The following is a 12,512-nucleotide window of genomic DNA, read 5'->3' on the forward strand; positions in this document are numbered from 1 at the left end:
GTGTGCCGCCGGGTCGCGGTGCTCAGGGCTGGCGGTTGCCCCCGTCGCGGTGCTGGTCGCCGTCGGTGTAGTACCCGTTGCCTTCGTCGTCCTGGCGGTACGGGTCGTAGGCCGGCGGCTGCTGCCGTCCGTAGGTGTACGGGTCGGCGTAGCCGCTGTTCTGGTCGTAGCCGCCGTTCTGGTCCTGGTTCTGCCCGTAGCCCGCGTTCTGGTTCTGGTCGTAGCCGGCGTTCTGCTGGTCGTAACCGGCGTTCTGGTTCTGGTCGTAGCCGCCCGGTTCGGCGGGGGCGGCGTACTGGTAGCCGTCCCACTGCCGGCCGTACGGATCCTGCTGCGGGACGGATGCGTACGGGTCGCCGCCCGGGTCGACCGGCTGGGCCGCGGCGTACGGGTCGTACTGGTCCGGGATCGCCGCGGCCGGGGACTCGGCCGGGGCCGTCGCGTCGGGATCGCTCTCGTCGTCGGGGTCCGTCCCGTCGGCCTCGGCGTCCGCCGCGGCCTGGAGGCGGCGGGCGCGCCGGCCCTCGCCGGACGCCTGCGCCGGGATTCCGGAGGCGGACATGTCCGCGGCGACCGCTTCGGGCTCCGGCAGGTCGTCGTCGACCTGGCGGCGGCGGCCGGGCAGTGCCAGGACCACCACGACGAGCAGCAGGAAGCCCTGCACCAGCAGCCAGCCGGTATGGGTGACCGGGTCCTCGTAGGTGACGTCGAGCCGGCCGCCGTCGGTGGGCAGTTCGAAGCCCTGCGCCCACTCGTCGACCTTGGTGGCCTTCAGCGGCCGGCCGTCGAGGGTCGCGTGCCAGCCGGCGGAGGCGGCGTCCGCGAGGCGCAGGACGCGTCCCGCGCCGCCCGCCGGGATCTTGGCGTGCGCCTCGACCCGCCAGGCGGGGACGGGCACCGGCGGCGCGTCCTTGCTGACGATGGCCATCCGCGAGACGGCGTTGTCGACGCGCCACAGGGCGCTGCCGTCGGCCTGGCTGACGCGGGACAGGCCCGGGGTGCTGTCGAGCACCCGGCCCATCTCGCGCGGGGCGCCGGGCTGCACGAGGACGTAGCGGACGGCGTAGCCGGTGAGGCGGCTCGCCTGGTCGGCGCCGGAGCCCGCCACGAGGTTGGCGACCGTGTCGTCCAGGCGGCTGTCGCGGCCCGCCTCGGCGGCGAGTTCCGCATCGCCCAGCCGGGCGCCGGCGCCACGGACCAGGACGTACGAGACGCCCGTCGACGCGCCGTCGAGCACCAGCGTGCGGGCCTGGTCGGTGCTGCTGCTCTCCTCCGCGACGAACGCGGGGACCTGCACCGGGTCGTGCCGCTTGAGCGGGCCGTTGGCGCCGTCCTGGACCCAGGTGAAGGCGGCCAGCAGCGGCGCCGCGGCGGCGGCCAGGGCGATCAGCGCGGCGACGGGCTGCCGCCAGCCGAAGCCGACGGCGGCGATGCGGTCCTTGGCGCCCTCGGCGCCGATCGCGGCGGCGGAGAGCAGCGCGAGGCCGTAGACGAGGGTGGCGGGGCCGGCCCACGCGTCGCTGTTCTCCAGGATCGCGAAGAGCAGTCCGGTCAGCGCGACCGCCCAGGCGGTGAGGACCGCGAGCCGGCGTTCGGAGCGCATCAGGGCGGCGAGCGCGGCCAGGACGAGGCCGATGAGCAGCAGTCCGCCCGAGCCGTTCGGCCCGCCGGGGCTGATCATCAGCAGGTCGACGGCCGAGGCGGCCTTGACGCCGTAGGGCAGGCCGGCCTCGTGCAGGAAGCGCCCGGGGTGCGTGAGCAGGGAGAGCGACCAGGGCGCGAGGAGCACGACCGGGGTGACGATCAGCGCCGCGAAGCGCAGCAGGTGCGGGACGAGCAGCCGCTTCCGGCCGCGCACCAGGCACAGCGCGAGCACGCCCGCGCACAGCACCAGGGCGAGCGGCCAGACCAGCGGGGTGAACGCCGCCGTGAAGGTCAGCATCAGCGCGAGCGCCCAGGTGGCACGCCAGCTGGGCCGCGCTCCGCGCTCGATGGCGCCGTCGGTCAGCTGCAGTCCGGCGGTGGCGATGGCGGCGCGGGCCATGAGCGGCAGCAGGATCGCGAGGACCGCGGTGCCGAGGCGGCCGCCGGCCAGCGCTCCGGTGGCGGCGGGCAGGAACGCGTAGGCGACGCTGGCCCAGGCGCGCAGCAGGCGGGACTCGACCAGCGGCCGGGACGCGAAGTACGCGGTGACGCCGGCCAGTGGGACGGAGGCGACCAGCAGCACCGTCAGGGTGAGCCCGGTGCTGCCGAACAGGATGGTCGAGAAGAGCGCCAGGACCGCGAGGTAGGGCGGGGCGGGCTGGGTGCCGCCGGTGCCCAGGGCGTGCCAGGCGCCGGTGTACGAGGCCCAGAGGTCGGATGCGCCGGGGGCGGCGGGCAGCAGCGCGCCGCCGACCAGCGAGCCGGAGCCGAGCAGCGAGCGGCAGGCGGCGAGCGAGACGACGAGCAGCACGGCGAAGAGCATCGGTCCCGGTTTGCGGGCGATGCGCTTGAGCCGGGCGAACTGCTCGACCTCGATGTAGTCGCCGTCCTCGTCGCCGGGTCCGGACTCGATGCCGCCGCCATGGCGGCCGGCGGCCGCGGCGGCTGCCTCGGAGCGTCCGGAGAAGTTGCTGACGACCTGGTCGACGGTGGCGCGTACGGTCGCGCCCGGTGGCGGGAAGAGCGGCCGCAGTTCGGACGGCGGGACGGCGCCCTGGCCGCGGCGTCGGCGTGCGCCGAGCACCCGGCCGGGGCGCAGCAGCACGCGCAGCAGCCCGACGATCTCGTCGACGGCCTGCACCGGCACCTTGCCCACGAGGTAGGCGAGCGTGCGCAGCAGGGTGCCGAGGACGATCCGCAGCATCACGTAGGGCAGCAGCGGGCCGCGGGTGTTGGCCAGCAGCGTGTAGACGGCGCCGGCCTTGTCGACCCGGTGCGGGTTGACGGCGGAGCGGCCGGCGCAGTCCACCGGGCGGCGTTCGCGGGAGGCGGCCTCGGCGTGCCGCATCACGGCGTCCGGGGCGACCAGGACCGTGTGGCCGGCGGCCTGGGCGCGCCAGCAGAAGTCGACGTCGTCGCGCATGAGCGGCACATGGCGGTCGAAGCCGCCGAGCTCGTCCCACACGTCCCGGCGGACGAGCATGCCGGCGCTGGACACGGACAGGACCTGACGGATCTGGTCGTGCTGTCCCTGGTCCTGCTCGCGGCGTTCCAGACCGGTCCAGCGGCGGCCGCTGCGCGCGATGCTGACGCCGACCTCCAGCAGCTGCCGGGCGTCGTACCAGCTGAGCAGCTTGGGTCCGATGATCGCGGCGGAGGGCGAGGAGTCGGCGGTGCGCAGCAGGGCGGCCAGGGCGCCGGGTTCGGGCTCGCAGTCGTCGTGCAGCAGCCAGAGCCACTCGACGGGCTCGCCGTGCGGGTGGTCGGGCTCGTCGTACGCGTCGTCGTTCCAGCTGCGGCTGACGGGGTCCCACCCGCTGGCACGCTGGAGGTAGGGCAGCTGCTCGGCGGTGAGCCGGCCGGCGGCGCGGGCCGCCTCGTCCACGGCCGCGCCGAAGCTGGTGCGGCGGGCGAGGTGGAGCACCCGCTGGGCGCCGATGGATCCGGCGAGGAGCCGGGCGGAGTCGTCGGCGCTGCCGGTGTCGGCGGCGATCACGTCCTGGACCGGACGGTCCTGGGCGAGGAGGCCCGAGAGCGCGTTGGGCAGCCACCGGGCACCGTCGTGCGCGACGAGCACGGCGGTGACGACATGGCGCGGCAACTCTGGGGCGGCCGGGAAAAAGGCCGACGCTTGGCTGTTCACGGACATCCGGTTCGGGCCCCGGTTCGCTGGACTGCGGTGGACGCTGTGACCACTGGGGTCGACGGCGCGCCTCGGACGGGCCCCCACACTAACGGCTTACGCCCCCGGCCCTTCCCGGAGCCTGTGGATAACTGCCCGGTAGTGGACACAACAACGGCCCGCCTCCCGGTAGATGAGACCGGGAGGCGGGCCGTGCGAACCCTGTGGAGCGGACGGGTCTCAGACCACGCCCTTCTTGAGCCGCCGTCGTTCGCGTTCGGACAGACCGCCCCAGATGCCGAAGCGTTCGTCGTTGGCGAGTGCGTAGTCGAGGCAGTCGGAACGGACTTCGCAGGCGAGGCAGACCTTTTTCGCCTCGCGAGTGGATCCGCCCTTCTCGGGGAAGAACGATTCGGGATCGGTCTGCGCACACAGCGCGCGCTCCTGCCACCCGAGTTCCTCGTCAGCCTCCTCGGCCAGCAGAAGCTGGAACTGCTCGGTCATGCGCGCCCCTCGTCTGTCTTTGCTTCCCCGTGATGTTGCCGTTACCAGTAGCGGCAGAACGACACGAGTGAAATTACAAGTGTGCCGATACGGGCCAGTCAAGCCGAGATCTGCTATTGGGTCCGTTATTCACTCCGCTGAACCAAGGGTTGGCAGAAAGTGTGGAAATCATCCCAAACGCCAGCATCCGTCAACCCCGCTCCAGTTGATCCACCGTGATCCACTGCCCACAACTCGTCAGACGTCGCAGCGCCCGGCCACGTTCCGCCTCGCGGGACGAAGCGTTGTGGATCACAATCCGGCCACGGGGTCGCGGCGGCGCCCGAAAGAACGACGCTCCCATGTGCGGTTGCTGCGCCACCTATCCGCACATCTCTCCGCACAAACCTTTCACCACCTCGGTCAACCGCATGTAGTGAAACTTTTGCGACATAACGGACAAGAGGTTGACAAGCCGTCGAAGGGACCGGTCTCCTATACCCATGCCAGCAGTGACCCATGCGCCCGCCCGGACTCGCCGTCGCGAGTCCCACCGCGCTGTGCCGGTCCGCTGTCGCTGTTCCTGTTGTTGCCGCTGAGTCCTGATTCCCGGACCGCCGAGCACTCTCTTCTCCCCGCTCGGTGTCGCGTCCGCCCCCCTCCGCAGCTTCCGGCAAGGAACCTCCGCACATGTACAGCGATGTCTCGATCGCGGGCGACCCGCTCGCCCTCCCGCACCTGCTCCCGCCGGTGCCCCAGCACCCCAGCACGGTCGCCGAATTCGCCGGCCTGGCCCGTTCCATCGCGGGCGACCGCGACCGCTGGGCGCCGCTGGTCCGCTACGACGCCACCACGCGCTGGTACGCCCGGCTGCAGACCGGCCCCGGCTACGAGGTGTGGCTGCTCAGCTGGGTCCCCGGGCAGAGCAGCGGGCTGCACGACCACGGCGGCTCCTCCGGCGTGCTCACCGTCCTGCAGGGCGAGCTGACCGAGCGCGCGCTGTCCGCCGGCTCGGGCGAGGTCCGGCGCACGCTCGTACCGGGCGGCCAGCGCGCCTTCGCGCCCGGCTACCTGCACGAGGTCGTCAACGACTCCCTCGAACCGGCCGTGAGCCTGCACGTCTACTTCCCCGGCCTGACCGCGATGACCCCGTACGCCGCCTGCACCGCGCCCTCCGCGCAGGAGCCGGCCCAGGAGTCCGTGCCGGGCTGACGGACCGGGCTGACGGACCGGGCTGACAGACTGTCCCCATGCGAATCGTGGTATTGGCCGGCGGCATCGGGGGGGCCCGTTTCCTGCGCGGTCTCAAAGCAGCGGCACCGGATGCGGACATCACCGTCATCGGCAACACGGGTGACGACATCCACCTGTTCGGGCTCAAGGTCTGTCCCGACCTCGACACCGTCATGTACACCCTCGGCGGCGGCATCCACGAGGAGCAGGGCTGGGGCCGGTCCGACGAGACCTTCGCCGTCAAGGCAGAGCTCGCCGCGTACGGCGTGGGCCCGGAGTGGTTCGGGCTCGGCGACCGCGACTTCGCGACCCACATCGTGCGCACCCAGATGATCGGCGCGGGCTACCCGCTCAGCGCCGTCACCGAGGCGCTGTGCGAGCGCTGGCAGCCGGGTGTCCGGCTCATCCCCATGTCGGACGACCGTGTCGAGACGCATGTCCTCGTCGATGTCGACGGTGAGCGCAAGGCCGTCCACTTCCAGGAGTACTGGGTGCGACTGCACGCCTCCGTCGAGGCGCACGCCGTGGTGCCGGTCGGCGCGGACCAGGCGAAGCCGGCCCCCGGCGTGCTGGAGGCCATCGCGGAGGCGGACGTCATCGTCTTCCCGCCGTCCAACCCCGTCGTCAGCGTCGGCACCATCCTGGCCGTGCCCGGCATCCGCGAGGCCATCGCCGAGGCGGGGGTCCCGGTCGTGGGCCTGTCGCCCATCGTCGGCGACGCGCCGGTGCGCGGTATGGCGGACAAGGTCCTGCAGGCCGTCGGCGTCGAGACGACCGCCGCCGCCGTCGCCGCCCACTACGGGTCCGGGCTGCTCGACGGCTGGCTCGTCGACACGGTCGACGCCGCGGCGGTCGGGGGCATCGAGTCGGCGGGCATCCGCTGCCGGGCCGTGCCGCTGATGATGACCGACCTCGAGGCCACCACCGCCATGGCGCGCGAAGCGCTGGCGCTCGCGGAGGAGGTCCGCGCGTGACGGCTCCGTCCCTCCCCGCGGGCACGGCCGCCCCGTCCTTCCGGGTGCTGGCCGTCTCCGGGATCCCCGAGGTGCAGGCCGGCGACGACCTGGCGAAGCTGATCGCCGCCGCGGACCCCGCGCTCGCGGACGGCGACGTCCTGCTGGTGACGTCGAAGATCGTCAGCAAGGCCGAGGGCCGGATCGTCCGCGCGGACGACCGTGAGGCCGCGATCGACGCCGAGATGGTGCGGCTGGTCGCGCGGCGCGGCCCCACCCGGATCGTCGAGACCCGGCACGGCTTCGTCATGGCCGCGGCCGGTGTCGACGCGTCCAACACCGCGCCCGGCACCATACTGCTGCTGCCCGAGGACCCGGACGCGTCCGCCCGCGGGATCCGGGAGGGGCTGCGCGCCGCGCTCGGCCTCGACGTCGCGGTCGTCGTCACCGACACCTTCGGACGGCCGTGGCGCGAGGGGCTCACCGACGTCGCCATCGGCGCCGCCGGACTGCGGGTCCTGGAGGACCTGCGCGGGGGCACCGACTCGCACGGCAACGCCCTGAGCATGACGGTGACCGCCACCGCGGACGAACTCGCGGCGGCCGGGGACCTCGTCAAGGGCAAGGCGGCCGGCCTCCCGGTCGCCGTCGTCCGCGGCCTCGGCCACCTGGTCACGGCCGACGACGGGCCGGGCGCCCGCGCCCTCGTCCGGAACGCGGCCGCGGACATGTTCCGGCTCGGCACGTCCGAGGCCATCCGCGAGGCCGTCGCCGCCCGCCGTACGGTCCGGGACTTCACCCCGGAACCGGTGGACGGGGCCGCGGTCCGCCGCGCGGTCGCGATGGCCGTCACCGCACCGGCCCCGCACCACACGACGCCCTGGCGGTTCGTCCTGCTGGAGTCCGAGCAGTCCAGGACCCGGCTGCTCGACGCCATGCGGGACGCCTGGGAGGCGGACCTGCGGGCCGACGGCTTCCCCGAGGAGAACATCACCCGCCGGCTGCGACGCGGTGACGTGCTGCGGCGCGCGCCCTATCTGATCGTGCCGTGCCTGGTCGCCGACGGCGCGCACGCGTATCCGGATGCCCGCCGGGCGGCCGCGGAACGTGAGATGTTCGTCGTCGCCGTCGGCGCCGCCGTGCAGAACCTGCTGGTCGCGCTGGCGGGCGAGCAGCTCGGCTCGGCGTGGGTCTCCTCGACGATGTTCTGCCGTGACGTCGTGCGCGACGTGCTGTCGCTGCCCGCGGGCTGGGATCCGATGGGCGCGGTGGCGGTCGGCCACGCGTCGGCCGCGCCGAAGGCCCGTCCGGAGCGGACGGCGGAGGAGTTCATCACGGTGCTGTGAGGGGCGGGCGGCCCGCTCAGATGCGGCTGAAGTTCCGGGGGGCGAAGCGCGGCGCGCGGCGCGGCGGTACCCGGCCGCTGAGCAGGATCAGGCGGGCCGCCCGGTGGCGCTGGCCCTCGTAGGGGGCCAGCAGCTCGCACATCGTGGCGTCGTCGGAGCGGTGCGCTCCGGTCAGGGCGAAGCCGATGATGTTCGGCAGGTGCAGGTCACCGACGGTCAGCGCGTCCGGCGCGCCATTGCTGCGCTGCAGCGTCTCGGCGGCCGTCCAGGGGCCGATGCCCGGGATCACCGTCAGCCTGGCGGTGGCCGCCGCCAGGTCCATCGCGACGGTCTCCTCCATCCGCGCCGCCACCCGGACCGCGCGCAGGATCGTCGCGGACCGCTTGCTGTCGACGCCGGCGCCGTGCCACTCCCAGGACGGGATGAGGGACCACTGGCGCGGGGTGGGCATGACGCACATCCCGCCGACGGGACCACCGGTGGCCGGGCCGGGGGCCGGTTCGCCGTGCCGGCGCAGCAGCAGCCGCCACGCCCGGTACGCCTCGTCGGAGGTGACCTTCTGCTCCAGGATCGCGGGGATCAGCGATTCGAGGACGAGGCCGGTCCTGGTCAGCCGGAGACCGGGGTTGCGCCGGTGCGCCTCGTGCACGACGCGGTGGCGGGGGGTGAACGGCGTCGGGTCGTCCTCGGCGCCGAGCAGCCCGGGGAGCGCCTCCAGGAGCCACTCCGCGCCCTCGCCCCAGGCCTCCCCCCGCACGACGCCGTCGACCGCGGTGATGCGCAGTGTGCCGGGGCCCTGCGGGGTGCGGGACGCCCGCCAGATCGCGCCGTCGGGCGTCACCCGGAACGCCGGATCCCCGGGGCCGCGGCCCAGCGGGCCCATCGTCCGGCGGAGGTCGGGCCGGCCCTCGGGGGTCCAGCTGCGGATACTCGTGCGCACCCGTCCGAGGGTAGCCGCCGCCTCGGACAGCGGGCCGCGCCCGCCGCTACTGGTCGGAGGAGAAGCGGATCGAGGCCGCCGGGATGCGGGCGGAGCACCAGACGCGGGCGCCGTGCAGGAGCTCGTTGTCCGCGCCGACGGTGGCGCCGTCCCCGATGACCGCGCCGTCCAGCACGGTGCGGGCGCCGATGGTGGCGCCGGTGCCGATGAGGGAGTCGCGGATCACCGCGCCGTCCTCGACGACCGCGCCGTCCAGGACGAGGCTGCCGTCGATGGTCGCGCCGGCGCCGATCCGGGCTCCGGCGCCGATGGAGGTGCCGCCGGTGAGCTTGGTGCCCTCACCGATGACCGCGCCCTCCAGGACGAGCCGCTCGCCCCGGCGACCGGGGACGGCCGGCGAGGGCGCGCGGCCGAGGACGAGGTCGGCGGAGCCGCGGACGAACGCCTGCGGGGTGCCGAGGTCGAGCCAGTACGTGGAGTCGACCATGCCTTGCAGGTGCGCGCCGGCGGCCAGCAGGTCGGGGAACGTCTCCCGCTCGACCGAGACCGGCCGGCCGGCCGGGATGCTGTCGATCACCGAGCGGTTGAACACGTACGCGCCCGCGTTGATCTGGTCCGTGACGATCTCCTCGGGGGTCTGCGGCTTCTCGAGGAAGGCCGTGACGCGCCCGGAGGGGTCGGTGGGGACGAGGCCGAAGGCGCGCGGGTCGGCGACCCTGGTGAGGTGCAGCGAGACGTCGGCGCCGGTGGTGCGGTGGTTGTCGACGAGGGCGCGGATGTCGAGGCCGGTGAGGATGTCGCCGTTGAAGATGAGGACCGGCTCGCCGGGTGCGGACGTGAGCCGGGAGGCGACGTTGCGGATGGCACCGCCCGTGCCGAGCGGCTCGTCCTCGGTCACGTACTCCAGGTGCAGGCCGAGCGCGGAGCCGTCGCCGAAGTGCGGTTCGAAGACCTCCGCGAGGTAGGACGTGGCGAGCACGATGTGCTCCACGCCGGCCGCGCGGGCGCGGGCGAGCTGGTGGGTCAGGAACGGCACGCCGGCCGCCGGGACCATGGGCTTGGGCGTGTGCACCGTCAGCGGGCGCAGTCTCGTGCCCTTTCCGCCGACCAAGAGGATCGCTTCAGTCACCTGGGTTCTTCTCTGCTTCCTGGTGGGCGGGCCGGTGGGCGGCAATCTTAGGCAGATGAAGGGATGAGCTGACCACTCGCACCGCCCAGCACCCTCCCCGCCCCCACTCAAGCCCCGCCCAAGCCCCCACCCAAGCCCCCACCCACGCGCCCGCTCACCGTCCGGGAGCGCACGCGATCCGCGGCCCCGGGACGCAGTGGTCACCGGGGCCGCGGATCGGGGATGGGCGGTGGATCAGCGGCCCTGCAGATCGGCGGCCGTCTTACGGGCGCCGCCGAGTTGGCCGTAGAGCTTGGCGCCGGGGCACTCGGTGGCGAAGCCGTCGCGGTGCCCGGAGATGACGTTCAGCTTGACGCTGCTGCCCTTCTTGTAGAGGTTCGCGCCGCCGGACACGAGGTGGGTGGTGCCGGTCGGGTTGCCGCCGTGCAGGCCGAGCTTCCAGGCGGCGAGCTGGGCCACCGCCTTCACGGAGGCTGCGGGAGCCGACGCGGAGGTGAACGTGCCGAGCACCGCGACGCCCGAGCTGTCGGTGTTGAAGCCCATGGTGTGGGCGCCCATGACCGGCTTGGCGACGCCGCCGGCGCGGCCCTCGTAGATGTTTCCGCACTTGTCGATGAGGAAGTTGTAGCCGATGTCCCGCCAGCCGCTGCTCTCCACGTGGTAGCGGTAGATGCTGCGGATGACGGCGGGCGCCCCCGAGCAGGCGTAGTCGTTGCCGGTGGCGGTGTGGTGGACGAAGACCACCTTCACCGTGCCGGTGTAGCCGAAGCCCGACTCGCGCAGCTTCTCGTCGGCGCCCCAGCCGGCCCGCGTGACGATGCGGGGCCGCGGGCCGACGTGGGTCACGCCGCCCGCGGCGGCCACGGTCTCCTCCTGGGTGAGCGCGGGGAACTCGAGGCCCGAAGGCGCGTCCGTGGCGGGCGTGGTGCCCGGTGCGGTGGCGGGCGTGGTGCCCGGCGTTGTGGCGGGCGTCGTGCCCGGTTCGGTGCCGGGCGCGGGGGCGGTCGGGGTGCCCGGAGCGGCCGGAATGACGACCGGCACGCCCGGCGTGACCGGGGCGGGCAGGATGCTCGGGGGCGCGGCCGGAGCCGCCGGAGTGGCGACCGGAGCCGTCGGGTCGGCCGGGCCGTCGTCGCCCGGGTCGACCATCTCCAGGCGCAGCCCGAAGGGCAGCGGCGCCGGCTTGGTGCCGGATCCGGCACGGGGCTCACCTCCCGCACCGGGCCGGACGCGGACCTGGACACCGTCCGAGGCGCCGACCCACAGCGGCGCGGTGGCACCGCGGCCGACCCGGTCGCCCGGATCGGGGCCGTCGTCCGAGTGCGCCTGTACGTCCTGCCAGCCCGACCAGGTGGCGGTGCCGGACGCCCGGGTGCGGACCTGGACGGTGGCGTCGAGGTGGGCCGCCGGGTTGTTCCAGGTGACGCCGAGGAGCGAGAAGGGGGCGACCTGACGGGCGGACAGACCCTGCTCGGCGGGGGCGCCGGGCGCGCGGTCGGTTCCTTGGGTCGCGAGGGGGGCGACGAGCGGCACCAGGGGAAGGGCCCGGGTACTGCCCGGTGGTTGGGAGGTCGTCTTGTGGGCCGGCCGCGCGGGACCGCCGCTGTGTGCGGCGGCGCCCGTGGGTACGGCGAACGGAAGCGCCAGCGCGGCCGTGCACGCGACGCCGATGGTGGTGGCTAGGAATGCACGCATACGACAGATCGTTACATAAGCCCCATATATGTCCAGTCGACACCTGACGAGCAGTCCGCCGGAACGCCCCCGCGCCCTCGCCCGTACGGGCGAGGCCCGCCAACCCGGCGACGGGTAGCCTGAGCCGGGTGACCGCTACCGCCAACACCCCCGCCGGCCTGCTGGATTACGCCCTCGGGACGGAGCCCGCCCGTCCGCTGGTGACCTTCTACGACGACGCCACCGGCGAACGCGTCGAACTCTCCGTGGCCACGTTCGGCAATTGGGTGGCGAAGACCGCCAACCTGATCCAGGACGACCTCGGCGCGCAGCCCGGCGACCGGCTCGCGCTGCTGCTGCCCGCGCACTGGCAGACCGCGGTCTGGGTACTCGCCTGCTTCTCCACCGGCGTGGTCGTCGTCCCCGGCGGCGATCCGGCCGCCGCCGACCTGGTGGTCAGCGGCCCGGAGACGCTCGATGCCGCCCTCGCCTGCGACGGCGAGCGGGTCGCGCTCGCGCTGCGCCCGCTCGGCGGCCGCTTCCCGCAGCCGCCGGCCGGCTTCGCCGATTACGCGGTCGAGGTGCCCAGCCAGGGCGACCGCTTCGCCCCGTACGCCCCGGTCGGCCCGGACGCACCCGCGCTCCAGCTCCCCGACGGCTCGCTGCTGACGGCCGCCGAGGTGGTCGGACGGGCCCGCGGGACCGCTGCGGAGCTGGGCCTGGCCCGTGGCTCGCGGCTGCTCTCCGGACGGTCGTTCGACGACTGGGACGGGCTGGCCGCGGGCCTGCTGGCACCGCTGGCCGCGGACGGCTCAGTCGTCCTGTGCCGGCACGTCGACCAGCTCCCCGCCGACCGGCTGGCCAAGCGCGAGGAGAGCGAGCGCGTCACCCATACGGCCTATTAGTCGCCCTCTCCCCCAGGCCCTCCGCGCCTCCCTGGGGGATGCTTGGTTGATCACTGAGCAAGTGGAAGAACGAAGTCACGCAA

General features: G+C 73.9%; 9 protein-coding genes. 4 read left to right on the plus strand and 5 right to left on the minus strand.

Annotation, left to right across the window (positions count from 1 at the left end; genetic code table 11):
- Positions 1-22 precede the first annotated feature (22 nt).
- Both O3X23_RS26120 and O3X23_RS26125 read right to left on the minus strand, forming a co-directional pair.
- The gene (locus tag O3X23_RS26120; protein WP_269273998.1) at positions 23-3,793 is read right to left on the minus strand and encodes a glycosyltransferase; all 3,771 of its coding nucleotides are present in this window, start codon (positions 3,791-3,793) and stop codon (positions 23-25) included.
- Positions 3,794-4,006: 213 nt separating this feature from the next.
- Positions 4,007-4,270, minus strand: a complete 264-nt coding sequence (locus tag O3X23_RS26125; protein ID WP_093737255.1) for a WhiB family transcriptional regulator — start codon at positions 4,268-4,270, stop codon at positions 4,007-4,009.
- Positions 4,271-4,939: 669 nt separating this feature from the next.
- Between O3X23_RS26125 and O3X23_RS26130 the strand changes: the two genes are divergently transcribed.
- Genes O3X23_RS26130 through O3X23_RS26140 form a run of 3 tightly spaced genes read left to right on the plus strand, consistent with a single transcriptional unit; the run spans position 4,940 to position 7,781 of the window.
- Positions 4,940-5,461 (plus strand): cysteine dioxygenase, encoded by a 522-nt coding sequence (locus O3X23_RS26130; protein WP_269273999.1) that lies wholly within the window; start codon positions 4,940-4,942, stop codon positions 5,459-5,461.
- A 38-nt stretch (positions 5,462-5,499) separates the two neighbouring features.
- Positions 5,500-6,456 (plus strand): 2-phospho-L-lactate transferase, encoded by a 957-nt coding sequence (cofD, locus tag O3X23_RS26135; protein ID WP_269274000.1) that lies wholly within the window; start codon positions 5,500-5,502, stop codon positions 6,454-6,456.
- A complete protein-coding gene (locus tag O3X23_RS26140; protein WP_269274001.1) occupies positions 6,453-7,781 on the plus strand; it encodes a coenzyme F420-0:L-glutamate ligase in 1,329 nt (442 codons plus the stop codon). The genes cofD and O3X23_RS26140 overlap by 4 nt, the downstream gene beginning before the upstream one ends.
- A gap of 16 nt (positions 7,782-7,797) precedes the next feature.
- On the opposite strand, the gene O3X23_RS26145 is transcribed toward O3X23_RS26140, so the two are convergent.
- The 3 genes from O3X23_RS26145 to O3X23_RS26155 form a co-directional block, all read right to left on the minus strand.
- A complete protein-coding gene (locus O3X23_RS26145; protein WP_269274075.1) occupies positions 7,798-8,664 on the minus strand; it encodes a DNA-3-methyladenine glycosylase family protein in 867 nt (288 codons plus the stop codon).
- A 103-nt stretch (positions 8,665-8,767) separates the two neighbouring features.
- Positions 8,768-9,850: an NDP-sugar synthase gene (locus O3X23_RS26150; protein WP_269274002.1), complete on the minus strand. Its 1,083-nt coding sequence runs from the start codon at positions 9,848-9,850 to the stop codon at positions 8,768-8,770.
- 234 nt (positions 9,851-10,084) lie between these two features.
- Positions 10,085-11,545, minus strand: a complete 1,461-nt coding sequence (locus O3X23_RS26155; RefSeq protein WP_269274003.1) for a peptidoglycan recognition protein family protein — start codon at positions 11,543-11,545, stop codon at positions 10,085-10,087.
- Between the two features lie 128 nt (positions 11,546-11,673).
- Between O3X23_RS26155 and O3X23_RS26160 the strand changes: the two genes are divergently transcribed.
- A complete protein-coding gene (locus O3X23_RS26160; protein ID WP_269274004.1) occupies positions 11,674-12,429 on the plus strand; it encodes a TIGR03089 family protein in 756 nt (251 codons plus the stop codon).
- Positions 12,430-12,512: the final 83 nt, after the last annotated feature.

The sequence above is a fragment of the Streptomyces sp. H39-S7 genome (genome assembly GCF_027158205.1).
Taxonomy (GTDB): Bacteria; Actinomycetota; Actinomycetes; order Streptomycetales; family Streptomycetaceae; genus Actinacidiphila.

Coding starts and splice junctions, on each gene's coding strand:
- O3X23_RS26120 (WP_269273998.1), bottom strand. CDS start 3,793: ATGTCCGTGAACAGCCAAGCGTCGGCCTTTTTCCCGGCCGCCCCAGAG.
- O3X23_RS26125 (WP_093737255.1), bottom strand. CDS start 4,270: ATGACCGAGCAGTTCCAGCTTCTGCTGGCCGAGGAGGCTGACGAGGAA.
- O3X23_RS26130 (WP_269273999.1), top strand. CDS start 4,940: ATGTACAGCGATGTCTCGATCGCGGGCGACCCGCTCGCCCTCCCGCAC.
- cofD (WP_269274000.1), top strand. CDS start 5,500: ATGCGAATCGTGGTATTGGCCGGCGGCATCGGGGGGGCCCGTTTCCTG.
- O3X23_RS26145 (WP_269274075.1), bottom strand. CDS start 8,664: ATGGGCCCGCTGGGCCGCGGCCCCGGGGATCCGGCGTTCCGGGTGACG.
- O3X23_RS26155 (WP_269274003.1), bottom strand. CDS start 11,545: ATGCGTGCATTCCTAGCCACCACCATCGGCGTCGCGTGCACGGCCGCG.